Source organism: Erythrobacteraceae bacterium WH01K (assembly GCA_027941995.1).
Taxonomy (GTDB): domain Bacteria; phylum Pseudomonadota; class Alphaproteobacteria; order Sphingomonadales; family Sphingomonadaceae; genus CAJXSN01.
Window position 1 is genome coordinate 1,196,784 of the sequence record CP115966.1, and the last position, 26,944, is coordinate 1,223,727.

General features: G+C 63.9%; 27 protein-coding genes. 10 read left to right on the top strand and 17 right to left on the bottom strand.

Annotated features, from left to right (window positions below; translation table 11 throughout):
• Nucleotides 1-27 precede the first annotated feature (27 nt).
• The 4 genes from rapZ to PF049_05925 form a co-directional block, all read right to left on the bottom strand.
• The gene (rapZ, locus tag PF049_05910; protein WBY17676.1) at nucleotides 28-954 is read right to left on the bottom strand and encodes an RNase adapter RapZ; all 927 of its coding nucleotides are present in this window, start codon (nucleotides 952-954) and stop codon (nucleotides 28-30) included.
• Nucleotides 955-1,041: 87 nt separating this feature from the next.
• Nucleotides 1,042-1,431 (bottom strand): serine kinase, encoded by a 390-nt coding sequence (locus tag PF049_05915; GenBank protein WBY17677.1) that lies wholly within the window; start codon nucleotides 1,429-1,431, stop codon nucleotides 1,042-1,044.
• Nucleotides 1,432-1,468: 37 nt separating this feature from the next.
• On the bottom strand, nucleotides 1,469-3,007 hold the full coding sequence (locus tag PF049_05920) for an ATP-binding protein (protein ID WBY17860.1): 1,539 nt from the start codon (nucleotides 3,005-3,007) through the stop codon (nucleotides 1,469-1,471).
• An 83-nt stretch (nucleotides 3,008-3,090) separates the two neighbouring features.
• Nucleotides 3,091-3,903: a response regulator transcription factor gene (locus tag PF049_05925; GenBank protein WBY17678.1), complete on the bottom strand. Its 813-nt coding sequence runs from the start codon at nucleotides 3,901-3,903 to the stop codon at nucleotides 3,091-3,093.
• Between the two features lie 203 nt (nucleotides 3,904-4,106).
• Between PF049_05925 and PF049_05930 the strand changes: the two genes are divergently transcribed.
• The 3 genes from PF049_05930 (at nucleotide 4,107) to PF049_05940 (ending at nucleotide 6,741) form a co-directional block, all read left to right on the top strand.
• Complete coding sequence (locus tag PF049_05930; protein WBY17679.1) at nucleotides 4,107-5,696, top strand: phosphoenolpyruvate carboxykinase; 1,590 nt, start codon at nucleotides 4,107-4,109, stop codon at nucleotides 5,694-5,696.
• Nucleotides 5,697-5,822: 126 nt separating this feature from the next.
• A complete protein-coding gene (locus PF049_05935; GenBank protein WBY17680.1) occupies nucleotides 5,823-6,182 on the top strand; it encodes a hypothetical protein in 360 nt (119 codons plus the stop codon).
• A 49-nt stretch (nucleotides 6,183-6,231) separates the two neighbouring features.
• Entirely contained in the window at nucleotides 6,232-6,741 is a 510-nt protein-coding gene (locus PF049_05940; protein WBY17681.1) for a DUF937 domain-containing protein, read from the top strand.
• Here the strand turns inward: PF049_05940 and PF049_05945 are convergent.
• The 4 genes from PF049_05945 to PF049_05960 form a co-directional block, all read right to left on the bottom strand.
• Entirely contained in the window at nucleotides 6,738-8,399 is a 1,662-nt protein-coding gene (locus PF049_05945) for an FAD-dependent oxidoreductase (protein WBY17682.1), read from the bottom strand. The two genes, PF049_05940 and PF049_05945, sit on opposite strands and share 4 nt — an antisense overlap.
• A gap of 72 nt (nucleotides 8,400-8,471) precedes the next feature.
• On the bottom strand, nucleotides 8,472-10,028 hold the full coding sequence (locus tag PF049_05950; protein WBY17683.1) for a hypothetical protein: 1,557 nt from the start codon (nucleotides 10,026-10,028) through the stop codon (nucleotides 8,472-8,474).
• A gap of 74 nt (nucleotides 10,029-10,102) precedes the next feature.
• Nucleotides 10,103-11,971, bottom strand: a complete 1,869-nt coding sequence (locus PF049_05955; GenBank protein ID WBY17684.1) for a DUF885 domain-containing protein — start codon at nucleotides 11,969-11,971, stop codon at nucleotides 10,103-10,105.
• 49 nt (nucleotides 11,972-12,020) lie between these two features.
• Nucleotides 12,021-12,413: a DUF3597 domain-containing protein gene (locus tag PF049_05960; GenBank protein ID WBY17685.1), complete on the bottom strand. Its 393-nt coding sequence runs from the start codon at nucleotides 12,411-12,413 to the stop codon at nucleotides 12,021-12,023.
• A 124-nt stretch (nucleotides 12,414-12,537) separates the two neighbouring features.
• Between PF049_05960 and PF049_05965 the strand changes: the two genes are divergently transcribed.
• Entirely contained in the window at nucleotides 12,538-12,771 is a 234-nt protein-coding gene (locus PF049_05965) for a hypothetical protein (protein WBY17686.1), read from the top strand.
• A 40-nt stretch (nucleotides 12,772-12,811) separates the two neighbouring features.
• On the opposite strand, the gene PF049_05970 is transcribed toward PF049_05965, so the two are convergent.
• Nucleotides 12,812-13,504, bottom strand: coding sequence for a TonB family protein (locus tag PF049_05970; protein WBY17687.1), 693 nt, complete (start codon nucleotides 13,502-13,504; stop codon nucleotides 12,812-12,814).
• A 221-nt stretch (nucleotides 13,505-13,725) separates the two neighbouring features.
• Complete coding sequence (locus tag PF049_05975; GenBank protein WBY17688.1) at nucleotides 13,726-14,382, bottom strand: alpha/beta hydrolase; 657 nt, start codon at nucleotides 14,380-14,382, stop codon at nucleotides 13,726-13,728.
• A gap of 137 nt (nucleotides 14,383-14,519) precedes the next feature.
• Here PF049_05975 and PF049_05980 point away from each other — a divergent pair, with 137 nt between their 5' ends.
• The 3 genes from PF049_05980 (at nucleotide 14,520) to PF049_05990 (ending at nucleotide 17,060) form a co-directional block, all read left to right on the top strand.
• Nucleotides 14,520-15,566 (top strand): aminotransferase class V-fold PLP-dependent enzyme, encoded by a 1,047-nt coding sequence (locus tag PF049_05980; protein ID WBY17861.1) that lies wholly within the window; start codon nucleotides 14,520-14,522, stop codon nucleotides 15,564-15,566.
• Between the two features lie 61 nt (nucleotides 15,567-15,627).
• Entirely contained in the window at nucleotides 15,628-16,734 is a 1,107-nt protein-coding gene (locus PF049_05985) for a cysteine desulfurase family protein (GenBank protein WBY17689.1), read from the top strand.
• A complete protein-coding gene (locus PF049_05990) occupies nucleotides 16,731-17,060 on the top strand; it encodes a 2Fe-2S iron-sulfur cluster-binding protein (GenBank protein WBY17690.1) in 330 nt (109 codons plus the stop codon). Before PF049_05985 ends, PF049_05990 begins: the two co-directional genes overlap by 4 nt.
• A gap of 69 nt (nucleotides 17,061-17,129) precedes the next feature.
• On the opposite strand, the gene PF049_05995 is transcribed toward PF049_05990, so the two are convergent.
• The gene (locus PF049_05995) at nucleotides 17,130-18,071 is read right to left on the bottom strand and encodes a DUF4349 domain-containing protein (GenBank protein ID WBY17691.1); all 942 of its coding nucleotides are present in this window, start codon (nucleotides 18,069-18,071) and stop codon (nucleotides 17,130-17,132) included.
• 128 nt (nucleotides 18,072-18,199) lie between these two features.
• Nucleotides 18,200-18,745: a type 1 glutamine amidotransferase gene (locus tag PF049_06000; protein WBY17692.1), complete on the bottom strand. Its 546-nt coding sequence runs from the start codon at nucleotides 18,743-18,745 to the stop codon at nucleotides 18,200-18,202.
• A 97-nt stretch (nucleotides 18,746-18,842) separates the two neighbouring features.
• Between PF049_06000 and parC the strand changes: the two genes are divergently transcribed.
• On the top strand, nucleotides 18,843-21,140 hold the full coding sequence (gene parC / locus PF049_06005; GenBank protein ID WBY17693.1) for a DNA topoisomerase IV subunit A: 2,298 nt from the start codon (nucleotides 18,843-18,845) through the stop codon (nucleotides 21,138-21,140).
• A gap of 3 nt (nucleotides 21,141-21,143) precedes the next feature.
• Here the strand turns inward: parC and PF049_06010 are convergent, their stop codons facing one another.
• The 5 genes from PF049_06010 to PF049_06030 all read right to left on the bottom strand — a co-directional run bounded on the left by PF049_06010 (nucleotide 21,144) and on the right by PF049_06030 (nucleotide 25,372).
• Complete coding sequence (locus tag PF049_06010; protein WBY17694.1) at nucleotides 21,144-22,319, bottom strand: CCA tRNA nucleotidyltransferase; 1,176 nt, start codon at nucleotides 22,317-22,319, stop codon at nucleotides 21,144-21,146.
• Nucleotides 22,312-22,914: a CoA pyrophosphatase gene (locus tag PF049_06015; GenBank protein WBY17695.1), complete on the bottom strand. Its 603-nt coding sequence runs from the start codon at nucleotides 22,912-22,914 to the stop codon at nucleotides 22,312-22,314. Before PF049_06015 ends, PF049_06010 begins: the two co-directional genes overlap by 8 nt.
• Nucleotides 22,911-23,471, bottom strand: coding sequence for a DUF1285 domain-containing protein (locus tag PF049_06020; protein WBY17862.1), 561 nt, complete (start codon nucleotides 23,469-23,471; stop codon nucleotides 22,911-22,913). Before PF049_06020 ends, PF049_06015 begins: the two co-directional genes overlap by 4 nt.
• Nucleotides 23,472-23,528: 57 nt before the next feature.
• Nucleotides 23,529-24,056, bottom strand: coding sequence for an N-acetyltransferase (locus tag PF049_06025; protein ID WBY17696.1), 528 nt, complete (start codon nucleotides 24,054-24,056; stop codon nucleotides 23,529-23,531).
• Between the two features lie 89 nt (nucleotides 24,057-24,145).
• Nucleotides 24,146-25,372 (bottom strand): PQQ-dependent sugar dehydrogenase, encoded by a 1,227-nt coding sequence (locus PF049_06030; GenBank protein ID WBY17697.1) that lies wholly within the window; start codon nucleotides 25,370-25,372, stop codon nucleotides 24,146-24,148.
• Here PF049_06030 and PF049_06035 point away from each other — a divergent pair.
• Together PF049_06035 and PF049_06040 are read left to right on the top strand one after the other, a co-directional pair.
• Entirely contained in the window at nucleotides 25,371-26,021 is a 651-nt protein-coding gene (locus PF049_06035) for a ribonuclease HII (protein ID WBY17863.1), read from the top strand. The two genes, PF049_06030 and PF049_06035, sit on opposite strands and share 2 nt — an antisense overlap.
• Nucleotides 26,018-26,941: an oxidoreductase gene (locus PF049_06040; protein ID WBY17698.1), complete on the top strand. Its 924-nt coding sequence runs from the start codon at nucleotides 26,018-26,020 to the stop codon at nucleotides 26,939-26,941. Before PF049_06035 ends, PF049_06040 begins: the two co-directional genes overlap by 4 nt.
• Nucleotides 26,942-26,944 lie beyond the last annotated feature (3 nt).

Consider the following 26,944-nt stretch of genomic DNA (forward strand, 5'->3'; position numbering starts at 1 on the left):
CGGTCTGCAACGGAAGATGCGATGCTGTCAGCCCGGCGCCTGTTCCACCTGATCCGCGGCGCGCGACTGCATGTTCCGGTGGATGACCGTGGGCGAAAAACCCGCCCCGCGCAAGACCTGCGCCATCGTCTGGGCGGTATAGACACTGCGATGTCGCCCGCCGGTGCAGCCGAAGGCAATGTGCAGATAGGCGCGCCCTTGCGCCTCGTATCGCGGCAACAGGTCCAGCACGAGGTCGCTTATGCGGACGAAACTTTCCGCGAAGGCAGGCTGCGCGGCGATGTAATCCGCCACCGGCCGGTCGAGGCCCGTCTGTTCGCGCAGGTCCGCCTCCCAATGCGGATTGTCGAGGAACCGCATGTCGAAGACCAGGTCGGCAAGGGGCGGCATCCCCTTGGAGTATCCGAAGCTGCTGACCGTCACATGGAGGGATTGCGGCGTCGAACCTTCGAACCGTTCGCGCACGGTCTGCTGCAGTTCGTTGGTCGCAAGGTCCGTCGTGTCGATCAGGACGTCGGCCCAGCGCCTGAGCGGGGCGAGCAGTTCGCGTTCCGACAGGATGCCGTCGCGCGCGGAACGCCCCTGCGCCATGGGATGCCGCCGACGCGTCTCGTTATAACGGCGCTCCAGCTCGCCGCTTGCGCAGTCGATGAACAGGGTCGCGATATCGAGATCGCTGCGTTCGGCGAGGCGTTTGACCTGCGCGATGATGTCGGAAGGCACGAAGCCGCGCGTTCGCGAGTCGAATCCGATGGCGAGCGGGGGATGGTCGGCCCCGTCGTCCGCCTCGCTCACCAAGCGGTCAAGCAGGCGGACGGGAAAGTTGTCGATCGCCTCCCAGCCGAGATCTTCCAGCACGTTGAGTGCCGTGGTCTTCCCGGCTCCGGACATGCCGGTGACCAGCAGGACGCGCTGCGGTCCTTGCGCGGGAGAAGAGGGCGACTCGGCTGCCATCAGGTCTGGGGCGTTCGCGTATTTGCGGTTCGAGGGGAAGGGGCAATCGACCAGCGCGCTCGTTCGACCACCGGCATACGGGACCGCTTATGCAAGTCCGTGCATCGCGAGCGCCTGCTCGATCCGCAAGGCCGACGTCCAGTCGGTGCGCCCAAGCTGCATGACCGGGATGGCTATGCCCAGCATTTCCCGCCGGGGCAGTGTCTCGGGGAACCGCTCGCCTTCCGTGCCCAGTTCCACCAGCAGGGAGACCGGGGCCTGTGTGACGGGAAAGGTAAGCAGGCCCACCCCGCGCAATTCCAGCAAGCCCTCGATATTGGGTGGGGGAGAAGCAAGCAGCGCATCCGCATCGAGGCGCAGCGCTACACCATCGTCGCCGATCAATTTTGCGCCGCGGTCGATGAGGGCAAAAGCGAGCGAGGATTTTCCGCTGCCCGGTTTCCCCGTGATCACGACCGCACGCTGCCTTATGGCCACGGCGCTTGCCTGCATCAGCAAGGGACGCACCCGTGCATCATCGTCTCGCGTCGCCGGTTGGCGCTTCGGGCAGGAAGATGGTCAGGCATGCGCCCTGCTGACCGTCTTCCCGGTCGCTCACCTCGAGCGAACCGCCATGGGCCTCTGTAATGGTGCGTCCGATCGCCAGGCCAAGACCGCTGTGGTTCCCGAAATCCTCTTCGTCCGGCCGCACGGAGTGGAAGCGCCGGAACACCTTCTCGCGCTCGGTGGCAGGGATACCGGGTCCCTGGTCGGCCACGGTCAGGGCGATGCAATCGTCCACGTGTGACAAAGTGACTTCGATCACCCCGCCGGGAGGGGAGAAGGATACTGCGTTGTCGAGCAGGTTTTCCACCACGCGTTCCATCCGGATCGGAACCCCGCGAACGAAGCTGGGGCTGGCCGGCTTTGTCAGGATGATCTCGTGACCACGATTGAGCTCGCGGTCTTCGCGGGTGACGATGATGTTCTCTGCCAATTCGGCCAAATCGAAGGTTTCGAACACGGCGCGCGAGATCTCGGCATCGACGCGGCTGGCGTCGGAAATTTCCGTCACCAGGCGATCGATGCGGCGAACATCGTGGCTCGCAATGTCGAGAAGCTGGCCCCGCAATTCCGCATCCTGCACCGTGGTCAGCGAATCGACCGCGCTGCGCAGGGAAGCGAGCGGGTTCTTGATCTCGTGCGCCACATCGGCGGCGAAATGCTCGGTCGCGTCGATACGCTGGCGAAGCGCCTCGGTCATGTCGGAAACGGAGCGGGCGAGCAGGCCGATCTCGTCCCGCCGTTCGGGCAGCCGAGGCACTTCCACGTCGCGCTCGCGCCCGAGGCGGACCCTGCTGGCTGCGCGCGACAGGGTCTGGAGGGGCTTCACGATGGTCCGGGCGAGGAACAGCGACAACAGGATCGAGGCGAGCAGGGTGAGGGCAACCCCGATGCCGAGCGTGGAGCGGGCGGCGCGAACCGATTCGGTGATGTCTATGGCATTGCGGGTCGTCAGCAGTGTCGCCCCGTTCAGGCCGACAGGAGCCGCGGCGGTGATGACCGGCGTTCCGTCCGGCGCGTCGCGCAGTACGATCTGGCTGACGCCCTGTTCCCGGGCGCGAACGAGCTCGGGCCAGGGTTCCGCAGTGGTGGCTTCGGGCTCGATATAGTCGGGAACTGGCTCCGCGCTGACCACGGTGTCTACCATCCGGTCAAGCCAGCGGGCGAAGCGCAGTCCGAATTCATCGTCTGCCGGATCGTCCAGCGTGAAGCGCGGTTCGTCCAGCTCGAAACTGTCGGCCCACAGCAAGCCTTCCGAATCGAACATTCGCAAGCGCATGTCCTGTTCCTTGCCGATCTGGATCAGCAGCGCTTCCTGCCTCTCCCGCGTGGCGCCCGCCAGGGCCTCCGCGGTGATCTGCGCCTCTATTCGCGCCAGCTTGTACCGTTCGTCCAACAGCTGGGCGCGATACGAATCGAGATAGAAGATACCCCCGCCCAGCAGGGCAAGCGGCAGGATGTTGACCGCCAGGATTCGCGCAGTCAGCGACACGCGGTCGAACAGGCTCATCCGGTCGAGGGCGCGGGACGGATCGACCGGGAGCCGCGATTTCAGGGAAGACTGCACGGGCGCCGTCTCAGCCATGGACAAGGCTACCCATCGGCGAAGCTGTAGCCTGCGCCGTAGAGTGTTTCGATCGCGGAAAATTCCGCATCGACCTTGCGGAATTTGCGTCGCATCCGCTTGATGTGGCTGTCCACGGTCCGGTCGTCGACGAAGATGTCGTCCGGGTAGGCGGCATCCATCAACTGGTTGCGGCTCTTGATGACGCCGGGCCGCACGGCCAGCGCCATCAGGATCAGGAACTCGGTTACGGTCAGGGAAACGGGCTGGCCGTCCCATGTCACGTGATGGCGCGCCGGATCCATTGTCAGGCGCCCGCGCTGTATCGTCTCGCGCGTCTGCGGGGTTTCTTCCGGCGTGTCGGCCAGCGGACCGTCGGTCGCCCCGCTCCGACGCAGGATGACGCGGATACGGGCAAGCAGGAGGCGCAGACTGAACGGCTTTGCGATGTAATCGTCCGCGCCCATTTGCAGGCCCGCTTCCTCGTCCCGCTCGTCGTCCTTGCTGGTCAGGAAGATGACCGGCAGGCGCGAATGTTCGCGCAGCCGGCGCAGCAATTCCATCCCGTCCATGCGCGGCATCTTGATATCGAATACGGCAAGGTCTGGCGGGTTCTCGAGCAGGGCCTTGAGCGCGTTTTCTCCGTCGGAATAGACGCGGGTCGCGTAGCCTTCCGACTGAAGAGCGATAGATACGGTGGTCAGGATATTGCGATCATCGTCGACCAGAGCGATGACGCGGCCGCCGGCCGGCCCCCTCGTTTCCGGACCCGCCGGTTCCGCGCCGGTCACGCCGTTCGAATGTCCGCCGATGCTTTCGGGGAGGTCCTGCTCGCTTGCCATGACCAAGGAAGTAGCGACTGGCCGCCGCCAAGACAACGCATCACCGCATCTTCCCGGCGTGAAGTTTGCGCGCCGCGTTTGACCTTGCAGCTTCCTGTCCCTATGCGCTTTCCAAAGCGCCCGCGCATACCTATGCACACCGGCAGGCGCAGCCATGGTCCGGGCGTCAATCCGGCCACATTCAGGTTCAGGAGACTTCGAGCGTGAGCGTGCCGCTTTCCCATTCACTCGCCGACCAGGGCATCGCGACCGATGCCACCATTCATGTCAACCTGACGTCGGAAGAACTGACGCAGGCAGCACTCGACAATGGCGAGGGCAAGCGTGCGAAAAACGGTCCGCTGGTCGTGGAAACGGGCAAGCACACCGGCCGCAGCGCGAAGGACAAGTTCATCGTCCGCAACGGCGAGACGGAAGACACGGTGTGGTGGGACAACAACGCCTCCATGCAGCCCGAGCATTTTGCCGCGCTGAAGGCCGATTTCATGGACGCCGTGGCGAAGCGCGACACGCTCTATGTCGCCGACCTGTTCGGCGGTTCGCAGCCGGAACACCGGGTGAAGGTGCGGGTGATCAACCAGTTCGCCTGGCACAACCAGTTCATCCGCACGCTGCTGTGCCGACCGACCGAGGCGGAGCTGGGCGGTTTCGTGCCGGAATACACGATCATCGACCTGCCCGACTTCAAGGCCGATCCTGAGCGGCACGGGACGCGCAGCGAGACGGTGATCGCGGTCAACCTCGAAGAGAAGCTCGTCCTGATCGGCGGCACGCAATATGCCGGCGAGATGAAGAAGAGCGTCTTCGGCATCCTCAACTACCTGCTGCCGCCCAAGGGCGTGATGCCGATGCATTGTTCGGCCAATATCGGGCCCGACGGCAAGACGGCCGTGTTCTTCGGCCTTTCCGGTACCGGCAAGACGACCCTGTCGGCGGATGCCAGCCGCACGCTGATCGGCGATGACGAGCATGGCTGGTCCGACACCGCTGTCTTCAATTTCGAAGGCGGTTGCTACGCCAAGATGATCCGTCTCGATCCCGAGGCCGAGCCGGAAATCTACGCCACCACGCAGATGGAGGGCACAGTCCTCGAAAACGTAGTGATGGACGAAAACGGTGAGATCGACCTCGACGACAACTCGTTGGCCGAAAACACGCGCGGCGCCTATCCGCTGAGCAGCATCCCCAATACCAGCGAAGACAATATGGGCCCGCCGCCCAGCAACGTCATCATGCTGACGGCCGATGCGTTCGGCGTGCTGCCCCCGATCGCGCGGCTGACGCCCGACCAGGCAATGTACCACTTCCTGTCGGGCTACACCGCGAAGGTCGCCGGGACCGAAATCGGCGTGACCGAGCCGGAGGCAACGTTCAGCACCTGCTTCGGCGCACCCTTCATGCCGCGTCACCCGAGCGTCTACGGCAACCTCCTGAAGAAGCGCATCGCCGATGGCGGCGCGCAGTGCTGGCTGGTCAATACCGGCTGGACGGGCGGCAAGTACGGTACCGGCAACCGCATGCCGATCAAGGCGACCCGCGCGCTGCTGAACGCCGCGCTCGACGGCAGCCTGAACGATGCCGAGTTCCGCAAGGACCCCAATTTCGGCTTCGACGTGCCGGTCAGCGTGGAAGGTGTCGATGACGGCATCCTCGATCCGCGTTCGACCTGGTCCGATCCGGAAGAATACGACCGCACCGCGCAGAAGCTGGTTCATCTGTTCGTGGACAATTTCGAACCCTTCGCCGCGCATGTCGACGAAGGCGTTCGCAAGGCTGCGCCTGCCGCCGCCTGACACCGGTTTTACAGTTGGAGAGGGAAGGCCTCGCCGGTGTTCGAGCACCGGCGGGGCCTTTTTCTTGCGCAATCGGCCGGTCGCTCTAGATTGCGGAACGGGTCGCTTGAACCGAAGGAGGAAAAGGTGGGAATTTTCGATACGATCATGGGTCAGATGGGCCAGCATGCCGACGTCGCCAACATGGCGGAAAAACTGGGCCTCGATCCCGCCATGGCGGAAAAGGCCATCGCCGCGCTTGGGCAGGCGCACGGCGAGGAAGGCGACACGGTCGAAGGCGCCGCGGCCAAGACCGGCCTCGACCAGGACACGCTCAGCAATATCGTGGAGCAGATCGGCGGCGAGGGTTCGCTCGGCCAGTATGCCGACACTTTGAAAGACAACCCCGCTGCCAGCGGCATCCTCGGGATGCTGGACCGGGATGGCGACGGAAATCCGCTCAACGACATCGCAGGGATGGCCGGCAAATTCTTCGGAAAGAAATAGGCGTCCGCCCGTTTCCAACCCCGACATTCACTTTTCGGGGAGAGAAGACATGAGCCTTGCACAGATCCTTCAGCAATCGGGCGTCATCGACAGCATGGCGGGCGAACTGGGTATCGATGAACAGACCGCGCGAGTCGGCGCAGGTGCGCTTCTGCCGGCCATTGTGGCCGGTATGGGGCGAACCTCCGCCGGTTCGTCCGGTCTTGGCGGGTTGGCAGGAGCTATCCTCGGCGGCGGCGGCGGCGGTATGCTGGACGCTGTCCTCGGCAAGGAGCCGACGCCGACGCGGAACGGCAACGACATCCTCGGCACGATCTTCGGCAACAAGGATGTGAGCCGTTCGGTCGCCGGCGAAGTCGCCAGCATGACCGGGATCGACGAAGGGGTCCTGAAAAAGATGCTGCCGATACTCGCAATGGCCGTGGCGGGTTACATGGCGAAGCAGGCCACCGGAGCAACCGGCACCGGGGGTATCGGCGGTAGCGTCGGCGGCGGAGCCGGTGGCGGGGCGCTCGGCGGAATACTCGGTTCGATTATCGGGAATCTTGCACGCCGCTAGGCAGCGCTTTTTTCCGGCGGGGGCGGGTTCGCCTCCGCCTCTTCCTGCTCGCGCCGCGCGAGATAGTTCCAGATTTCCGAAATCACGACCGAGCCTTCTCCGACGGCACTGGCGACCCGCTTGACGGACCCCGCGCGCACGTCGCCAACGGCATAGATACCGTCGCAGGACGTTTCATATTGCGAGGAACGTCCGGCATTCTCGCCGGTCTGGACGAATCCGCGCTCGTCTACCTCGGCCAGATCGCTCAGCCACTGTGTGTTGGGCGCCGCCCCGATCATGATGAACAGGGCGGACGTCTCCATGTCCCGGTCTCCATCGGGTCCGCTGAGGGTGACGCCTTCCAGCCAGTCGTCGCCGCGCAAGGCCGTGACTTCGGTATTGTAATGGATCGTGATCCTGGGGTCCGCCTCCAGCCGCTGGCTGAGATAGCTCGACATCGATGCGGCAAGGGAATCGCCGCGCACGACGATGTGCAGGTGCTTGGCCGTACGGCTGAGATGCATCGCGGCCTGTCCCGCAGAATTGCCGCCTCCGACCACCACGGCCTCCGTATTGCGGCAGAACCGGGCCTCCATCTCGGTCGCCGCGTAGAAGACGCCGCCACCTTCCAGTTCCTCGAGCCTGTCCAGGGTCAGCCGGCGGTATTGGACGCCGGTGCTGACCAGCACGGCCTTCGCGCAGACGATGTCCCCGTCGTCGAGGGCCGCGCAGAACGTGCCGTCCGCCCGGCGCTTGAGCCCCTCGACCCGCCGCGGCATGGCAAAGCGCGTGCCGAATTTCAGCGCCTGTATCTGTCCGCGATAGACGAGGTCCGTGCCGCTGATCCCGGTGGGGAAGCCCATGAAGTTCTCGATCCGGCTCGACGTGCCCGCCTGCCCGCCGATGGCAGTGTCTTCGATGACGAGCGCGCAAAGCCCTTCGCTTCCGGCATAGACGGCAGCCGCAACGCCGGCAGGCCCGCCGCCCACGATCAGGATGTCGTAAAGCGTCTCCCGGCACACATCGAGATCGAGATTGAGGCGCTGCGCGATCTTGCGCGGCGTCGGATCGTCCAGGATTTCGTCCTTGGCGAATATGACCGACGGTTCGTGTCCGGCCAGATTGCAAACGCCCACGGTTTCCTCGTCCGACCCGTCCAGATCGAAGCTCTGGAAGGGGATGCGGTTGCGTGACAGGAATTGCTCGACATTGCGCACGGCACTGTCGCGGTCGGCCCCGATGATCTTGATTGAACTGTTGCGCGCCTCGAACTGGCGGCGCCTGCGCGCGGCGAACACCGTGATGACGTGATCCGACAATTCGGGCACGCGGCCCATCAACTCCAGCATTTCGAGGCGAGGCACCTCGATCGTGCGCGTCTCCTTTGCAGCGCGCATCGGCAGGAAGATGGCACCCGCATTGAGGAAGGAAAGTTCGCCCATGAACTGCGTCGGGCCGAGCGAGGCATTGATCATGCGTTCGCCCGAATAGGGATCGACGACCTCGATCTCACCTTCGACGACATAGACGAAGCGGTCCAGCACATCGCCGACCTTTGCCACCATGTCCCCGCGTGCATAGGTCACTTCCGTGCCGATATCGCAGATCATCGCGACATGCGCATCGGACAATGGGACGCGCTTCAGCGTCTCCAGGTCTTCACCGAAATTTTCCATGGGCGAAACGATACATCCGCCGCTGCAAAATAGCTACGGTCTGACGCCGCGTTGCTGCCGGGCCGCGGGTTGTCAGTCGTCGCTGGCGACCTGCGCCGAAACGCTTCCGCCCATGATGTCGTAAGCCGCGTCGATCATTTCCGGAATATCGACAGGCTCGCCTTCGGTCCGGTTTTCGAGTTCGGCGATCACCATGGACACGGCTTTTGCGCGCTTGCCGCCATGGGGGTCCGTCGCGATGGGCGCGAGGCTGAGCCCGGCCAGCTCGACCTTGCCTTCGCGGCCCTGCATGATGGCAGTCTGCAACCACAATCCCTGGTCGAAGGGGGCGAGTGCGGCGGCTTGTTCCAGAGCCGTGCGTGCCAGTTCGCTGGGGCTCTCGCCCCGGTCGGTATAGCTGCGGTAGTAGAAGATCAGCGGCAGGGGATGGTCGTTTTCCAGCGCATTGAGCGCCGAGAACGGCTGCATCGCATCGGCGTAGGCGGCGTCCATTGCATCGGCCTCGGCATCGCTTGCCAGCGCGAACATCGAATATCCCTTCTGGACATAGGCATTCCTGATCGCTGGATTGTTTGCGATCGCCTTGTCCGCTGCCGCGATGGAGGCATCGTAATTGCCGGCATCATGCTCTGCTTCCGCCAGCGCAGACAGCACCCAGGGGTCGCCGGGATAGGCTGCGGCGACCGCCTGTATCTCTGGCAGCAGTTCCAGTGCTTCCTCCCTGTCGACCCCGCGCTGGGACTGGATGACCAGCGGCAGCACTTCTGCGTGACCTTCGCTGACACGGCGGATCGTGACCGGCCCGATCGGCAGGGAACCGGGCTTGAGATTGTAGAACGAGGCCATTCGCTTCTTGCGCGACGCATTCAGTTCGCTCTGCAGTACGTCGAGATCGCCGAACGCTTCCTCGGCGGCGCGGTAAGGGTTCGCGCCGCCTGCAAGCGCGCGCCAATAGGCCGACAATTGTCCCGCTCGTCCATCGGCAAAATTCAGATGGTGATAGAGCGCCCACGACCACGCGTAGAAACCGCCATTATTGGGATTGGTGCGCGGGTCCAGCAATTCGCGGACGCTGTAATCGACGGAATAGGCGAAATCGCCTGCGCGGTGATAGGCGGGTCGCCCGATATGGACGGAACCATCCTTCGGAAATCGGGCCGAGGCGAAGAATTCCGCCGACCCTTCGCGAAGCCAGGCGGGCATCGAAAAACGCGACGCCCCGATCAGGAAATGATGGGCGTATTCGTGCAGCAGAACCGTCATCGAGAAGCGCGTCTCGCGGTGGCTGATGCGAATATCCTGCACGAAGGCACGGCTGGCCCCTGCGCGGGGGATGTAGAACCCGGCGATATTCGCGCTGCTCTTGCCCGTCGCAAGCTTGGCGATTTTTCGCTGGTTACCGACAGCGAAGATGGTAACCCGGTTCGAAGGGCTGGGCGTCGCAATGTCGCGCCCGGTCAGGAATTCGAGCGCCGCGTGATAGCGTTCGAGCATGACCGTGAACTCTTCGACATCCTCTGCCTTGTCATCGGCATAGACGACGAAATGTTCGCTCGACGCTTCGTACCATTCGGCCCGTGCAGGCACGGCCAGAGTGAATGCAGCGATGACCGCGGCCAGAATACGCAAGATTGCCCCCGATATTTAGCCGTTTGATGACAGGATACTGGAGGAAGAACGGTTTTTCCAGTGCAGAGGCTGGATCAGTTGCTGCGAGTATTATCGATATAGCGCTCGACATTCTTTGCCATCACGTCGAGCGGTGCATTTCCGCCCAGGATGACGGCGTCGTTGAACGCCTTCACGTCGTAGGCATCGCCGAGTTCCGCCTCCGCCCGTGCGCGCTGCGCCACGATCTGGCTGTGGCCCAGCTTGTACCCCGTGGCCTGTCCGGGCCAGCTGCAATAGCGGTCGACTTCGCTGGCGACTTCCTCTGCCTTCGAACCGTTCCGCTGGACGAAGAAATCCACCGCGCGCTGCCGGCTCCAGCCCTTGGAATGCAGACCGGTATCGACGACCATGCGGCACGCCCGGAAGGCGAGCGATTGCAGATAGCCGAGGCGCCCGACCTTGAAATCGTCGTAAGCGCCCAGCTCGTCTGCCAGTTGCTCGCCGTAAAGGGCCCAGCCTTCGCTGAAGGGATTGAAGGCGAGGATGGACCGGATCAGTGGCAGGCGGTTGGAATATTCGCCCTCCCACACATGGCCGGGGATCGTCTCGTGATAGGTCAGGTCGGCAAGGTCGTATTTGCGATGCAGGTCGGTGGTTCGCAAATTGATCCACATGCGACCCGGTATGGTCCCGTCCTTGCTGCCCGCCCCGCCATAGGCACCGGGTGCCCCCGGTTCTTCTGCCAGCGGCAGGCGCTTCACTTCCAGATTGGGATCGACCAGTATGTTGAAGGCGCGCGGCATCTGGCCGCGGATCCAGTCGATCCGCTCCTCGATGAACGCCATGATCTCGGCCCTACCGGGATCGCCTGGCGCAAACTGGTAGCGCGGGTCGCGGGAAAGGCCCTGCATCCGCTCTCCCACGGTGCCGGTGGTGTATCCGATTTCGCGCAGGATGGGATCCATGAGGGCATGGAGTTCTTCCAGTTCGGCCAGTCCCTGGCGGTGAATATCATCTGCCGACAGGCGCGTCGTGGTGCTGGAGCGCAGGGCCCACGCGTACCATTCCTCGCCATGGGGGCGTTCGCGCATCCCGGGATCGCCGGTTGCCTCCCGCGCTTCGATCCGCAGTTCGGCAAGCTGGCGTTCCAGCGCCTCTGACACCGGTCCGCGGATCAAAGTTTCTGTATCGTCGGCGTAGCGTTCCGGCAGCCCGTTCTCGCGAAGGGTCATCCGCATCTGCGATGCGAACAATTCCCCCGAAACGGCATCGCCCAAGGTCCGGCTCAATTGCGAATCCGCTTTCGCCAGCAGGAAATCGGGCGGCACGACACCGAGGCCCCGAGCGGACTCCATGCGCTGCCGCTCTCCGTCCAGTACGGACGGTAGCTGCTCCAGCCGTGCCAGATAGGCATCGGCGTCCTGCGCCGTCTTCAGCGGGTGAGTCGAATCCATGAAGCGCGGCATGTCGAGATAGGTCCCGACATTCTGGATCACGACGTATGGGGCGGTGCGCCAGCTGCCGACGGGCGTATCGCCATAGGGAAGGGCAAACCCGTCGAGCGCCAGCTCGTATCCGCTTTCCACGACTTCCAGATTCGTGCGCTCCTCCGCGCCCAGGCTTTCCTTCGGGAACGCGTGGATGGTCGCAAGGTCGGATCGCAGCGTATCGGCAAAGGCCTGCTGCCCGGCCGGCGACTGGTCCTCCAACCGGCTCCTGAGCCCGGCATACTGGCCGGTATCGAGGCCGAGCACGGTCGCGCGCTCCGGCTCGTGCTTCAGCAAATTATAGCCCACCTGTTCGAGCAACGCCTTGGCCATCGCATCGCCGCTGCCTGCGAGCGGCACGGTATCGGCCGCGACCATGCTCCGCGAGCAGGCGGGAATTGCGGCAAGCGTGACAGCGGCGCCAAGGCCGGAAAGGGCCTGGCGCCGCGTAATGTCGTATGTTTTCCGGTTCATGCTGCGCAGGGTGGCCCCGCAGCAGGTCCCGTGTCAATCGACTGAAGGATCAGTCGAGAAACTCTGCCGGAACCTTGCCGCCATTGCGCGACAGTTCCTGCATCGTCTTGCGGTGCAGCCAGACATTGTCTTCCGCGCTGCCCGAATAATCCTCGCGCCCTAGCTCCGTGGCGAGCGCCTTGCGGTTTTCGTAGCTCGGGTCGACGCCGATCAGCTTCAGCAAGTCGACGATGGAAGTGCGCCAGTTCAGCCGGTCGGCACCTGGCATGGAATCGAAACGGTTTTCCACATTCACCACATCGACGCGGGCCGATGTCTGGGCAGGGGTGCTGGGCGTGGCAGCGGGACGCGGTGGCGCCGTGGTGGGCGTAGTGGGCGCAGTCTCCGCCTTCTTGTCGTCATCGCCGAAGATCGCGTTCTTGATCGAACTGAAAATACCCATAAATATTCTCCCTGAAAGAGCCTTGCGGCGGATTGCCGCGCGTTCCTCTAATCAGCGTTTCGAAAGCCGGTTCGTTCCGCGACAGGCGGCCGGGAAATGCATATTCGATCTCAGGAGATGCCCCGTGGCCAGCGTATTCTTGTCGATTGCCATGCTGGGTGTCTTTGCGCTTGCCGTCGGTGCGGTTCTTCTCTGGCGTCGCGGGGTCCGGAAGCAGGCGGGGCTGATGATCGTGGCGGCGCTCGTGCTCCTTGCAAACGTCCTGATCTGGACCGTCCCCGCAGGCGATGGCATTTCGCCGGCGGACCGCGCAGCGGGCGAGGGCGCTTTGCAGGATGATGCGGCGCCGGACGCCTGAACGCCGGGCCGCACCTTCCGTCACGATATTCCAGTCCGGCTCAGTCCGGGATTTGCCAGCGAACGGCGCTGGTAAACGAACCCGCAGTCTTCTGCCCGGACGTATCGCGAGCGGCCTCGAAGCGGGCCCTGCGGGTGGCGAGATCGCAGGTCGCCTCGTCGAGCGCAGCGTGACCGGTCGACCTGGTAATCGTGCATCCGGTCACACGGCCGTTGGCCGCAACGTCGAGGCGGAAGCCGGCGGTGCCTTCGTAACCGCGCCTGATCCAGCTGCTGCGGTAATCCTGCGTCGTGATCCATTGCGACTGGTCGTTGGTCGGCCGCGTGGCGACTGCGTCGAATGTTGGCGAAGGCGTCGGTGCAGGGGCGAATGAAGGCGCTGGCTGCGGAACGGGTGCCGGTGCGGGGGCCGGGATGGGCGCGGGCCGGGGCAGGGGCACGATATTGGTGGAACTGACATCGGGCCGCGGTGCGGGGATATTGATGGGCGCCTCCGGCACGTAGCGTTCCGACTCGGGCAGTGCCGGGGTCTCGTCGCGCGGCTGCGGTTTTTCACGCGGCGGCGGCGGCGGCAGCGGAAGGTCGTCGACAATCAGCGGCTCGTCGTCAGCCTGCGGCACGAAATTCGTGGCCAGCCCGGTGACCAGCGCCAGTCCGATGGCTGCATGGACGATGACCACACCGCTGATGGCCGTGGTTTGCCGGGCCGAAGTGGGTTGGTTCACGTAGGACATTGCTCTCTCCTCTCGCTTGCTGACGGCTGGTGGGTTCTTCCCGCTTCTGACACCCAAGAAACTGAATGTTACAACATTACGATTTCGAGGCAACAGGAATTGCGTTTCATAAGAAGACCTTGGCAATGAACGTCAGTGAACCTTGCAGCTCGCAATGAAAAAGGCGGCCCCGTGGAGGGCCGCCTTTCATGCCTTCGCGGCAATGACTGCGCTTCAGCGCGTCACTTGATCGGGCAGGACGGATCCAGCCGGAAATCGAGATAGTTGTCGACCGACGCCATCAGTTCGGCCTGTTCGTTCTCGAAGAAGTGGTTTGCGCGCGGGATTTCCTCGTGATGAATCGTGATGTGCTTCTGGGTGCGCAGCTTCTCGACCAGCTTGCCGACCGCAGGTGGCGGAACGACGGTGTCCTGCGCGCCATGCACGAAGATGCCGCTGGCGGGGCAGGGCGCAAGGAACGAGAAATCGTACATGCTTGCCGGTGCGGCAATCGACAGGAAGCCGCGAATCTCCGGGCGGCGCATCAGCAATTGCATTCCGATGAGCGCTCCGAAGCTGACACCGGCGACCCATGTCACCTGCGCTTCTTCATGGATCGACTGCACCCAGTCGAGAGCGGCAGCAGCGTCGGACAATTCGCCGATACCGTTGTCGAAACTGCCCTGGCTGCGACCGACCCCGCGGAAATTGAAACGCAAGGTCGCAAAGCCGCGATCGACGAACGTCTTGTACAGGCGCTGCGTGATCTGTTCGTTCATGGTGCCGCCACCCTCGGGGTGCGGATGCAGGATCATGGCAACAGGCGCGCGCGGACGCGGCGGGGGGGAGAAACGGCCTTCGAGACGGCCTTCGGGGCCGGGAAAGATCACTGACGGCATGGATGCAAATACCTAGTCTGGAATTAAGCCCGCAAGTAACGCACGCTGGTGACGCAAGGGGGACGGGCGCTATATAGGGACAAAACGCCATTTCGCAATTGCGCTAACCATAGGCAGCCGTCGTCATTTCCGATCGTATCTATCTCGACCATGCCGCAACCAGTCCCCTGCGTCCCGAAGCGCGAATGGCGGTCGAGGACGGTCTGGGGCAATGGGCCAATCCTTCCAGTCCCCATGCGGAAGGGCGCAGCGCGCGGCGCCTGCTGGAAGATGCGCGGGACCGGACGAAGGCAGCGCTCGGCTGGCAGGGCGAGTGCATCTTTACCAGCGGCGCAAGTGAGGCGGCCGCTCTTGCGCTGGGCCGTGCCAAGGCAGGTGCGCGCCTCGTCAGCGTGGTGGAACACGATTGCATCCTGCAGGCTGCCCCTGACGCAGAACAGCTTCCGGTAAGCGGCGATGGCGCCGTCGACATCGATAATCTTGCCGAGGCCGTCCAGCGGGAGACGCCGCTGGTTGCGGTCCAGCAGGTCAATTCCGAGACCGGCAACGCACAGGACCTGCGCGAAATCTCACGCATCGTGGGGGAAGCGGGCGGCCTGCTGCTGACCGATTGCGCGCAGGGCGCAGGCAAATTCGCACTGCCGCCATGCGACATGGCGATCGTGTCCGCGCACAAGTTCGGCGGTCCCGTCGGTATCGGAGCCTTGCTGGTGAAGGACTACGCCATGCTCGAGCCGAGCGGCGGTCACGAGCGCGGCTATCGCCGAGGAACGGAGAACCTGCCCGGTGCGCTCGGGATGGCTGCCGCGCTGGAGGCTGCTGGCGAGCCTTACGTGGCGGCAGACGTGCTGGAACCCCTGGAACGGTTCGCCGGGGACTGCGCGGCGGCGGGCGGGACCATGCTTTCGCAGGCACTGTCCGATCCCACGCCCTATATTCGGGCCATTGCGATGCCGGGGATGAGCGCTTCGGCGCAGGTCATGCGGTTCGACATGGCGGGTATCGCCGTGTCGCAGGGCAGTGCCTGCTCTTCCGGCACGATGAAGACGAGCCGCGTGCTGGAGGCGATGCAGGTCGACCCAGGGGTCGCTGCCAACACCATCCGCGTCAGTTTCGGCTCGAACACCACGCGCGCCGACTTGGAACGCTTCTGCGAGGTATGGCTTGATTTGGCAAAGGGCTGAAAGACCCGGCCCCTTCGTGACCACGCCCCCTACGACAATGCCCTGAACGACCGGACACCGCATGATATATCTCGATTACCAGGCAACGACGCCGCTCGCACCCGAAGCGCGGGATGCCATGCTGCGCTGGCTGGACGGGCCGGACGGCGCAGGCTTCGGCAATCCCCACAGTCCGCACCGGATGGGACGGCAGGCGGCAGCCGCCATCGAACTCGCTCGAGACCGTGTCGCGGCGCTGTTCCCGGCGGGCGGCAAGGTGATTTTCACCAGCGGCGCGACCGAGGCGGTCAACCTTGCGATGAGAGGCACACGGTCGCACCGGGGCGGCGGTGATGGTGGCGAGTGCGCGATATCCGTCTCCGCAATCGAGCACGCGGCCGTACTCGACACTGCGAGGTCGCTCGGCAAGTGTCACGAGCTCAATGTCGCGAAGAACGGGCAGTGCAATACGAAGCAGGACCTGCCGGCCGACACGCGGCTGGTCGCGGTGATGCAGGTGAATAACGAGATCGGGACGATCCAGCCCACGGTCGACTGGCACCGCAAGGCGAAGGAGAGCAACGCCCTCTATCTGTGCGATGCGGTGCAGGCCTTCGGGAAGATGGAAGTAACAGGCGCCGACATGATCGCGGTCAGCGCACACAAGCTGCACGGGCCCAAGGGGATCGGTGCGCTCTGGATACGAAACGGGCTGGACCTGGACGAGGTACAGACCGGTGGCGGGCAGGAAAGCGGCCTGCGTTCCGGTACGCTCAGCCCTGCACTGTGCGCCGGTTTCGGCGCGGCAGCGCACGAGGCGAAGGAGCGCATGTCCGCCGACATGGACCACGTGAAGAAGCTGTGGAACCGGGCGCGCGACCTGTTCGATGGCTGGGACATCAATGGCAGCGAGGAAGCACGGTACCACGGCAACCTCAATATCCGGCGCAAGGGGCTGGACGTGAACCGCCTGATGTCGGAATGCCGCACGGTCATGTTCTCGGCAGGCTCCGCCTGTGCCAGCGGATCGGGCCGGCCGAGCCATGTGCTCAAGGCTATCGGCCTGTCGGACAAGCAGGCGAAAAATTCGATACGCCTCGGTTTCGGCCGATATACGACGATGGACGATCTCGAAACCGCGGCGAAGCAGATCAACGATGCGGCACGCTCGCAAGGGGTATTGCAATGAAAGTGACGTTCGAAACCCCGCAGGGCGAGCTGGTCGAGGCCGAAGCGGCCGAAGGCGATGTGCTCCTTACAGTGGCGCAGGATGCAGGAATGCCGCTGGAGGGAACCTGCGAAGGCCAGATGGCCTGTTCGACCTGCCATGTCATCGTGGAGAGGGACTGGTTCGCGGCCCTGCCAGATGCCAGCGAGGAAGAGGAGGACATGCTGGACCTGGCCTATGGCGTGCGCCCGACCAGCCGCTTGGCCTGCCAGATCGTGCTGGAAGAGGAACTGGACGGGCTGACCGTCGCAATCCCGGCAGAAGCGCGGGACATTAGCGAAGGCTGAGCAGCGCGGCAGGAACGGGGACCAGGCAGGTTTTCCGCCCGATCCCCGGGCTCGATCCAGCCGAGCGTCCTAGCCGGCGCTGTCTGCCGGGCGCGATGCAAAGCGGCGATTGACCTTCCTGCCGGCCCACACGAACCCCGCTACGGGCGCGATGATGGCGCCCAGCACGATCATGATTGCCAGCACCCAGCCCATGATACTGCCGAGCGAGCCGAGGGCCGCCTGGACCGGTTTAAGGAAATCACTGGTGACGGGCGCGCCGGTTTCGTAGCGGACCGTTACCTTGCTGTAGGCGACGCGGCTTTCCATCTGCTTCAGCCAGCTGCGGGCCTGATCGATCTCCTGATTCACCTGTGCCACGCTGCGCTCTGCCTGGACCACTTCCTCGATCGATCCGCGCCGGGTTTGCAGCACTTCGCTCAAACGGTCGCGAAGAGCCTCGCGGGTCCGGAGCCGGGCCTCGGTATCCACGATCTGCTTGCTCAGCTCTTCAGCTGCAATTTCCGCCGAGACGAGTTCGGCGCCTGCGTCTTCCGCCTCGTCTTCCAGCAGGGCGCCGAAGGCTCGGGCTTGCCGCGCTGCGACCCGCATTTCCAGGATGCCGCGAACGTCTTCGGTTTCCTCGCCCGTCTTGCTCATCCCGGTAATCTGGCAGCTTGTCGGGCCTTGTTGTTCGCAGAGATTGGCGTGGGTCCGCTGGAGCGGACCGATGTCTTCGGCCGGCAGTATCCAACTATAGTCGTAATCGTAGGCTAGCTGGGGGAGATTTTCCGGGACGGGTTCCAGTTCGGGCAGGGACGTATCGGTCATGTCCGCCCCGGTCATCTCAGGCCCGGTCTCGGCAGCAATGTCGGCCGCGCTATCCGCCTCTGCCTGCATCGTCACACTTTCGGACCGATCGGTTGTCGCTGCCACATCACGCCCCGGGCCCTGGTCACACCCCGAAAGCATCACGGCCATCACCGCTGAGCCTGCCAGGAAGATTTTCTGCCCGTTATGCATTTGCCTCATTTTAGCCTCCTTCTCGCCATTATTGCGCCATAATTTGGACACATTTGCGAGAGGAAGGCAAGCCAAAATGAAAACGGGCCCCTCCGCATTTCGCGGAGAAGCCCGTTTCTTTGAATCCTTTGAGTAGGTTAGGCGTTTTCTTCGACGCGTTCCTGAACCCTTGCAATCAGGGCATCGGAGAAAGCCGGAATATCGTCCGGATTGCGACTGGTGATGAGATTGCCATCCTGTGCGACTTCCGAGTCGACCACATTCGCGCCGGCATTTTTGAGGTCGGTACGAACCGACGGCCAGCTGGTCACGGTCTTACCCTTCACGATGTCTGCCTCGACCAATAGCCAGGGTGCGTGGCAGATTGCGGCGATCGGCTTGCCCGCCATGTCGAAATCCTTGACCAGCGCGACCGCGCGCTCGTTGATGCGCAGGACGTCCGGGTTGATCTGGCCACCGGGCAGCAGCAGGGCATCGAACCCTTCGCAGTTGCTGATCTCGTCCAGCGTCTTGTCGACCTTGACGCTGTCACCCCAGTCATCCTTGTCCCAACCCTTGATTTCACCGGATTCGAGGCTGACGACGGTTGTTTCGATCCCGGCGTTTTCGAGATTGGCCTTCGGCTTCATCAGTTCGGACTGTTCGAAACCGTCCGTGGCGAGAATGAGAACACGTTTTGTCATGGGGTACTCCTTGATTTGCGGTTACCCGATCAATCGACGGGGACAGTGCGCGGTTCCCTGCTGACAGGCGAAGCGTGGCGGTGATAGGGCAGGGCGTATGGCAGCTTCAGACCTTACCGATAAAGAGCCCGATCCGTTCGACGCGATCGTCGATGCGCCGTTCGATTCCGCACTGGAAGAACGCTATCTCGTCTATGCGCTCAGCACGATTACCGCGCGGTCCCTGCCCGATCTGCGCGACGGCCTGAAGCCGGTTCATCGCAGGCTGCTATGGGCGATGCGCCAATTGAAGCTGAACCCGACCGATGCATTCAAGAAGAGCGCCCGCGTGGTCGGCGATGTCATCGGCAAGTATCACCCGCACGGCGATGCGTCGGTCTATGATGCCATGGTGCGCCTCGCGCAGGATTTCGCCCTGCGGTACCCGCTGGTGGAGGGGCAGGGCAATTTCGGGAATATCGACGGCGATAATGCCGCCGCCTACCGCTATACCGAAGCGCGACTGACGCGGACGGCCCTGCGTCTGATGGAAGGGCTGGACGAAGGCACGGTCGATTTCATTCCGACCTACAATAACGAGGATGAAGAGCCGGAAATCTTCCCCGGCCTGTTCCCGAACCTGCTGGCGAATGGCGCGAGCGGTATCGCGGTCGGCATGGCAACGAATATCCCCAGCCACAATGTCGCCGAAGTGGTCGATGCGACGCTGGAGCTGATCGACAATCCGCATGTCGAGCATGCGCGCCTAATGGAACTGTTCCAGGGCCCGGACTTCGCCACCGGGGGCATCGTGCCCGAAAGCGCGGAAACGATCAGTGCGGCCTATGAAACGGGCCGGGGGTCGTTCCGGGTTCGCGGGCGTTTCCACGCGGCAGAGGCGGAAAAGGCAGACGATGCCGAGGCCGGTATCGAACGGCTGGGCGGCGGCCAGTGGCAGCTCGTTATCAGCGAAATTCCCTACCAGGTGGCCAAGGGCAAGCTGATCGAGCAGATCGCGCAGGCGATTGCCGACCGCAAGCTGCCGATCCTCGACGATGTCCGCGACGAAAGCGACGAACAGATCCGCATCGTGCTTGTCCCGCGCAGCCGGAATGTCGACCCCGAACTGCTGAAGGAAAGCCTGTACAAGCTGACCGACCTCGAAGTGCGCTTCGGCCTCAACCTCAACGTGCTCGATGCGACGCGCACGCCGATGGTGATGGGCCTGAAGGAATTGCTGGGCAATTGGGTCGCCAGCCAGATCGATATCCTGCAGCGCCGCAGCCAGCATCGCCTCGACCAGATCGCGCGGCGGCTGGAACTGGTCGAAGGCTACATCATCACCTTCCTCAATCTGGACCGGGTGATCGAGATCATCCGGACCGAGGACGAGCCAAAGGCCGTTATGATGAAGGAATTCAGCCTGACCGATCGGCAGGCCGAAGCGATCCTGAACATGCGGCTGCGGTCCCTTCGCAAGCTGGAAGAGATGCAGCTGCGGCAGGAAAAGGACGACCTTCTTGCCGAGAAAGACGAGCTGGATAAGCTGCTCGGCAGTCCGGCCCGCCAGCGCACGCGGCTCAAGAAAGACCTGAAGGCGCTGCGCAAGGAATATGGCGAGGACACCGCTCTGGGTGCGCGCCGGACCACTATCGCCGAGGCTGCCCCGGCGGTCGAGTTCAGCATGGACGCCATGATCGAGAAGGAGCCGATCACGGTCATCCTGTCGAAACGCGGCTGGATCCGCGCGGCGAAGGGCCATGTCGACCTGGCCCAGGAATTCAAGTTCAAGGAAGGCGACGAACTGGCCTTCATCGCCCACGCCCAGACAACGGACAAGCTGTTGCTGGCGACCGACAATGGACGTTTCTTCACCCTCGGCGCGGACAAGCTTCCGGGCGCCCGCGGTTTCGGCGAACCGGTCCAGTCGACACTCGATATCGATGCAGAAGCGAAGATCGCCGCGCTGATTGTTCACGCGAAGGACAAGCGCGTCCTCCTCGCCGCCGACACGGGCAAGGGCTTCGCTGCCGAGACTTCCGAACTGCTCGCGGAAACGCGAAAAGGCAGGCAGGTCGTCAATCTGAAAGGCGATGCGAAGCTGGTCGTGGTGCGTCCGATCGATCCCGCTCACGATCATGTCGCTGCCGTGGGCGAGAACCGCAAGCTGGTCGTCTTCAACCTTGAGGAACTGCCGGTCATGGCGCGCGGGCAGGGCGTCAAATTGCAGAACTACCGCGATGGCGGACTGTCCGATGCGACAACCTTCGTGCTGGAGGACGGGCTTAGCTGGCAGATGGGCGGCAAGGGCGATCGGACGCGGACCGAAACCGACATTTGGCAATGGAAGGTTGCGCGCGGCGGGGCCGGGCGGATGCCGCCGCAGGGCTTCCCGAAGGACAATAAATTTACCTGATCGCTATTCCGCTGTCAGGGCGGCAAGGATGTCCTCGACCCGTGCGCGGCCGGGAAAATCCTCTTCGATCCACTGCGCCTCTACGGCCTGCAGCAATCGCGCGACACCCGGCCCCGTGGCGAGGCCGCGTTCCACGATCTCTCCGCCTTTCAGGGGCAATTGCGGCGGCTCCCATCCGCTCAGGGGATCGAGGGATGCCCCGGCCAGCAGGACGCGGTCCCGCGCGCATTCCATGCTGTTTTCATAGGCCAGCGCACGCGCGCGGAGCGGATCGCTGGTCTTGCGCCGTGCCACGCAGCACAGATGGGCCCGCTGCTTCCTTGACAGCCGCAAACGCGCGGCAACGCTTTCCGCGACGGTCTCTATCGCGGGAAGGAGCGCGGACAGGCGGCGCTGGCCGGATTGCTCGACAGCGAGTGCCTGTTCGTGGGCGACGAGATCACCGAGCACTGCCACCGTGCCCGCCGTGCTTTCCGGCAGTACGACCTGCAACACACCGCGCTCGTGCATGCGGCGGATGGTGGCGGACGGGTCCGGCAGGGCGAGGATGGAGAGCAGTTCACCCGCAACGCGCTCCCGGCTGAGGCCCTTCATCGTGTCCGCCAGTTCGGCGCAGGCGTCCTCTGCCTCTTCATCCAGTTCCGATCCGAAGCGGGCCTGGAAGCGGTAATATCGCAGGATGCGCAGGTGATCCTCGCGTATGCGTTCGCGCGCATCGCCGATGAACCGGACCCGGCGATCGGCAAGATCACCCAGCCCGCCGAAATAATCCGAAATTTCCAGGGTTTCCGGATTGGCGAACAGGGCGTTGATCGTGAAATCGCGGCGGGCTGCATCCTCGCGCCATTCCCTTGCGAACGCGACGGTCGCGCGCCTGCCATCGGTGGCAACATCGCGGCGCAGCGTCGTCACTTCCACCGGGCCGCCGGGAAGGACGGCGGTGACCGTGCCGTGGTCGATCCCGGTCGGCACGGTCCGGATACCGGCATCGGCCAGCAGCCGCATGACCTGGTCGGGATGGAAGGTCGTTGCCGCGTCGACATCGTTGACCTCGGTGCCCAGCAGGGTGTCGCGCACTGCGCCGCCGACCCAGCGAATATTGTCGTTTCCCAACGCGCGCACCAGCGCAGCGAGATCGCTGCGCCGTGTCCATTCGGCTTCGGGCAGGAAGTCAGCCATCGAACAGCTCCGTCAGACACATCCGGCGCGAAAGGTTCGAAATGATGGCTGCCGTGACGCCCCAGATCCGGTAACCTTCATATTCCATCTCGTAATATGTGCGTTCCGCGCCCTTCCACATCACGGTGTTGGAGGCGTAATTGGATCGGTCGAACAGCGTGTCGAGGGGTATTTCGAACCAGCTTTCGACCTCGCCCGGATTGGGCACGAGCGGCAGGTCTGGCGGTACGACGCCCAGCACCGGCGTCACTTCGAAGCCGGTTCCCGTGACGTAGACATCGCTCGATCCGATGATGCGGACACGGGCAGGCGGCAGGGAGAGTTCCTCGTCCGCTTCGCGCAAGGCGGCCTCTACCGGCGTCTCGCCGGCGTCGATCTTTCCGCCGGGGAAGGCGACCTGTCCGGGGTGGCTGCGCAAGTCGCGCGGGCGGCGGGTCAGGATGACGCCGGGCCGCGGACGCTCGGTCACAGGCACGAGCACGGCGGCGGGACGCGTGTCGTCGGCGGCGAAATCCTCGTCGGTCAGCAGGCCGTCCAGTTCCTCGCCATGGCCATCGTCGAAAATGCGCTTCAGGCGGTCGAACAGGTCACTCATGCACCCGCTTTATCCGGAAGGAGTGAAAACGTCTCCCCCCCGCTGGACACTTTCCAGTCGTCACCTTCTGCAAGGGCGATTTCCGCCAATTGCTCGTAAGTCGAGCGGTTGAGGCGCGCCTCGGTGCCTCGGCGCACACCGATGTAGAGGGCAGGGGCGTCAGTCTCTCCGCGCGCGACGATGGGATGGTCCGGCCCGGCGATCACCAGTTCGTCCGTGTTCAGCCGAAAGGCGAGGGCGCCGTCCCTGTTCGCGACGTCGGTCGCGACGAAGGCCGCGTCCTCTACCTCTATGCTCAGCTTCTCGAACGGAGAGACCAGATAATGCGCCCCGTCTCCGTCGCTTATCAGCAGCCCGGAGAAGGCACGGACCATGGCCTGTCGCCGGATCTCGCCGCCATCGTGATACCATTTCCCGTCCGCGGCTATCCGCATCAGGCTGTCGCCTTCCTTCTGCGGAGCCCACCCTTCCACGGGCGGCAATTTACGCGCAGCGACCTGCTCCGCGATTTCCGAAAGGGTCAGGCTGGCGAGTTCGGGAGGGGGTTCGTAAGGCATGGTAAGGGGCGAACGCACCAGATAGCGGAATTTTCCCGGCCAGCGTGCGGGCCGGCTCTATTCAGCGGCAGGCTTCCACGCCTCCAGCATGCCTTCCGCCGGCAGGATCGCGGGGTTGGGCGTGCGGACCAGCAACCGGGCGGGATCGAACGGGCCGGGACAATGCCAGCCCGCCGTATGCGCCGCCGTGAAATCCCAGCGCCCGTAATAGTCGGGATCGCCGATCATGACCTGCGGCAGGACAGGGCTCGAGCCGGCACTTGCATCGAGCGCGCCCAGTGCTGCGCCCATCAACGCCTTGCCGAACCCCTCACCCTGCAAGGCAGGCATGACGGCGACGGGGCCGACCATGATAAGCGGATGCCGCCGCCCCTCGGGATCGATCAGGGCAACGGGCCAGAGCTGGATCGAACCGGCGAGATAGTCATCGTTGTCCAGCGCGGCGAAGCTCAGCCCTTCCAGCCACTGCGTCCCTTCGCGAATACGATAGGCCGTTCGCGCATAGCGACCTTCCCCGAAGCTTTCATCGAGCAGGGTTTCGACCAGCAACGGGTCGACGGAGGAAAGGGGAACGAGCGTTGCCATAGCCGGCGTGCGCTAGGGCCCGGCGTCCTCCGCGTCGAGCGCAATCCGCCTATTCCGCCGCCAAGCGCAAATGCGCCTGTCGGCTACTATCAACCGGCCGGAGTCAGCTTGCGCAGCCGTGCGTCCTCACCGTCTTCGAGGACGTAGAGAGCCCCGTCCGGACCCTGGACGATTTCGCGCAGCCTTTCGCCCAGATCCCAGCGATTGGCTTCGCGCCCTGTCCTGCTGTCGATTCCGCCCATGGCGACCCGCACGATCGACATGGTCTTGAGATTGGCGATCAGTGCGTCGCCTTTCCATGCGGGGAACATGTCACCGGTGTAGAACAGGAAATCGCCCGGCGCGATGACCGGGGTCCAGTTAACCACCGGACCGGCGAGGTCGGGGCGGGCATCGTTGTCGGGTATCGGCGTCCCGTCGTAATTGTCGCCATCCGACACCAGCGGCCATCCGTAATTCCTGCCCGGCTCGATCAGGTTCAATTCGTCCCCGCCTGCCGGGCCATGCTCCAGATTCCAGAGCTGCCCGTTCGGGTCGAAATCGATGCCCAGGGTGTTCCGGTGGCCGTAACTCCAGATCTCGTCCGATGGGCTGCCCTGATCGGCGAAGGGATTGCCCGCGGCAGGCGTTCCATCGAGATTGAGCCGAAGAATGGCGCCCAAATTGTTCGACAATTCCTGCGCGGGGGTTTTCTTCTGACGGTCGCCGCTGGCGAGGACGAGATACTTCCCATCCGGACTGAAGGTGATGCGGTGCGAGTAATGGCCGCGACCTGTGACCTTGGGCGTCTGGCGCCAGATGACGTTCAGCCCTTCGACCGAGCACGCGTCGGCTTCCTCGCACACCAGCACGCCGCGACCGAGCGCAGCGCCGCGTGTGTCGCCGTCCCCGGCTTCGGCCCATGTCAGGTAGATCGTGCGGCGATCCATGTCTGGCGCACTTTCCGACGCCAGGAAGGCAACGTCGCCAAGGCCGCCCTGGCCGCCCTGGCCGCCATAGTCTACTTCAGGCAGGCCATCGACCGTGACCATCTCGCGCGTGGCGGTGTCGACGATCTTCGCCGAGCCTCCCTTTTCGGTAATGAACAGCATCGAGGTGCCGGGAATGAAGTCCGCCGCCCATGGCTCGTCGAAGCGGCCCATGTCCGTGATCGCGAACGGGCCGACCGTTTCGTCTATCGCTGCGGCTACGCCCTGCGCCGAAGATGTCGATTGCGGCGCGACGGAGCTATCCCCGCCTGCCGATGCCTCGCAGCTTGCGAGCGTGAAGGCGAAGGGAGATAGGGCGACGGCGAGAAGGGTTTTGTTCGTGGTCATGATATCTGCAACGCCTCACGATTATGCCGGGTCCCGCCCGGCGGATTTCAGCGCCTACGTTCCGCTGGTCGCCGGTGTCGACGAGGCTGGCCGCGGGCCGCTGGCCGGACCGGTTGTGGCGGGGGCGGTGATGCTGTGCAAGTCCCCCCCTGAAGGACTGGACGACTCCAAGAAGCTGACGGCGCGCCGCCGCGCTGCCCTGGACGAGGAAATACGGGCGAATTGCGCCTGGTCGGTTGCAGTAATCTCTCCCGCCGCGATCGACAGGCTGAACATCTTCGCGGCCACCATGCTCGCCATGTCCCTCGCGGTCGAGCGGCTGGAGAAGGTGCTGGGCAAACCCGTCGGGCAGGCGCTGATCGACGGCAACATGACCCCGCAGGGCCGGGCGGCGGAGTGGCGCTGGCCAGCACGCGCAATCGTCGGCGGTGACGGGCTGGAGCCTTCGATCGGTGCAGCCAGCATCGTTGCCAAGGAATGGCGCGACCGCCTGATGATCGAGGCCGCGGCCGCATTTCCGCATTATGGGTGGGAAAGAAACAAGGGATACGGAACCGCAGAGCACCTTCATGCGCTGCGCACACACGGGGCCACACCGCTGCATCGCCGCAGCTTCGCACCCGTAGCACAGCAGGAATTGCCCGTATGACCGGTTTCACATTCGACGATATTCCCGACCAGTCGGGCAAGACAGCGCTCGTGACCGGCGCGAATACGGGGCTGGGTTACGCCATCGCCGAAGCGCTGGCACGCAAGGGAGCGGAGGTGATCCTCGCCTGCCGCGACAGCGGGAAAGCGGACGACGCCATGGAGCGGATCGCCGGAAAGGCGCTGGACGCGAAAACCCGTTTCCTGGAACTCGACCTGTCCGATCTCGGCTCCGTGCGCAATGCGGCCGACACTGCGAAGAAGGAGGAGCGGATCGACCTGCTGATCAACAATGCAGGGATCATGATGCCCCCGCTCAGCCTTGCGATGGGGGTAGAATCGCAATTCGCGGTCAATCACCTCGGGCATTTCGCACTGACCGGCCTGCTGCTGGACAAGCTGGCAGAAGACGGCGGTGCGCGCATCGTCAACCAGTCCAGCATTGCGCACAAGGGCGCGAAAATAGACTTCGAAAACCTGGACGGTAGCAAAGGATACCAGCGCCAGGCGTTCTACGGGCAGAGCAAGCTGGCGAACCTGCTGTTTACCTTCGAACTCGACCGCCGGTTGAGAGCGGCCAAGTCCAAGGTGAAGGCTTATGCAAGCCATCCCGGCATCGCGGGCACGGACCTGATGCGGAACATGGGGCCGCTGTCGATCCTGAGCAAGGTAATCGGCACCGTGCTGAACGACCTGCACGATGGCGCACTGCCTGCATTGCAGGCGGCCACGTCACCGGATGTGGAGCGTGGTGGCTATTACGGACCCTACGGCCTTGCAGAGATGAGCGGCAGGTCTTCCGGCCGGGCGATTGCGACACGCACGGCGCGCGATCCGTTGCTGGCGACGCGATTGTGGGAAAAATCCATCGAACTGACCGATGTCGATCCGGGCCTCGACCCCGACATGGTCGAGAACTGAGAG

Bases quoted from the DNA above. Each gene is read 5' to 3' on its own strand.
- rapZ (WBY17676.1), bottom strand. From the start codon at position 954: ATGGCAGCCGAGTCGCCCTCTTCTCCCGCGCAAGGACCGCAGCGCGTC.
- PF049_05920 (WBY17860.1), bottom strand. From the start codon at position 3,007: ATGAGCCTGTTCGACCGCGTGTCGCTGACTGCGCGAATCCTGGCGGTC.
- PF049_05925 (WBY17678.1), bottom strand. From the start codon at position 3,903: ATGGCAAGCGAGCAGGACCTCCCCGAAAGCATCGGCGGACATTCGAAC.
- PF049_05940 (WBY17681.1), top strand. From the start codon at position 6,232: ATGAGCCTTGCACAGATCCTTCAGCAATCGGGCGTCATCGACAGCATG.
- PF049_05945 (WBY17682.1), bottom strand. From the start codon at position 8,399: ATGGAAAATTTCGGTGAAGACCTGGAGACGCTGAAGCGCGTCCCATTG.
- PF049_05955 (WBY17684.1), bottom strand. From the start codon at position 11,971: ATGAACCGGAAAACATACGACATTACGCGGCGCCAGGCCCTTTCCGGC.
- PF049_05960 (WBY17685.1), bottom strand. From the start codon at position 12,413: ATGGGTATTTTCAGTTCGATCAAGAACGCGATCTTCGGCGATGACGAC.
- PF049_05970 (WBY17687.1), bottom strand. From the start codon at position 13,504: ATGTCCTACGTGAACCAACCCACTTCGGCCCGGCAAACCACGGCCATC.
- PF049_05975 (WBY17688.1), bottom strand. From the start codon at position 14,382: ATGCCGTCAGTGATCTTTCCCGGCCCCGAAGGCCGTCTCGAAGGCCGT.
- PF049_05985 (WBY17689.1), top strand. From the start codon at position 15,628: ATGATATATCTCGATTACCAGGCAACGACGCCGCTCGCACCCGAAGCG.
- PF049_05990 (WBY17690.1), top strand. From the start codon at position 16,731: ATGAAAGTGACGTTCGAAACCCCGCAGGGCGAGCTGGTCGAGGCCGAA.
- PF049_05995 (WBY17691.1), bottom strand. From the start codon at position 18,071: ATGAGGCAAATGCATAACGGGCAGAAAATCTTCCTGGCAGGCTCAGCG.
- PF049_06000 (WBY17692.1), bottom strand. From the start codon at position 18,745: ATGACAAAACGTGTTCTCATTCTCGCCACGGACGGTTTCGAACAGTCC.
- parC (WBY17693.1), top strand. From the start codon at position 18,843: ATGGCAGCTTCAGACCTTACCGATAAAGAGCCCGATCCGTTCGACGCG.
- PF049_06010 (WBY17694.1), bottom strand. From the start codon at position 22,319: ATGGCTGACTTCCTGCCCGAAGCCGAATGGACACGGCGCAGCGATCTC.
- PF049_06015 (WBY17695.1), bottom strand. From the start codon at position 22,914: ATGAGTGACCTGTTCGACCGCCTGAAGCGCATTTTCGACGATGGCCAT.
- PF049_06020 (WBY17862.1), bottom strand. From the start codon at position 23,471: ATGCCTTACGAACCCCCTCCCGAACTCGCCAGCCTGACCCTTTCGGAA.
- PF049_06025 (WBY17696.1), bottom strand. From the start codon at position 24,056: ATGGCAACGCTCGTTCCCCTTTCCTCCGTCGACCCGTTGCTGGTCGAA.
- PF049_06035 (WBY17863.1), top strand. From the start codon at position 25,371: ATGATATCTGCAACGCCTCACGATTATGCCGGGTCCCGCCCGGCGGAT.
- PF049_06030 (WBY17697.1), bottom strand. From the start codon at position 25,372: ATGACCACGAACAAAACCCTTCTCGCCGTCGCCCTATCTCCCTTCGCC.
- PF049_06040 (WBY17698.1), top strand. From the start codon at position 26,018: ATGACCGGTTTCACATTCGACGATATTCCCGACCAGTCGGGCAAGACA.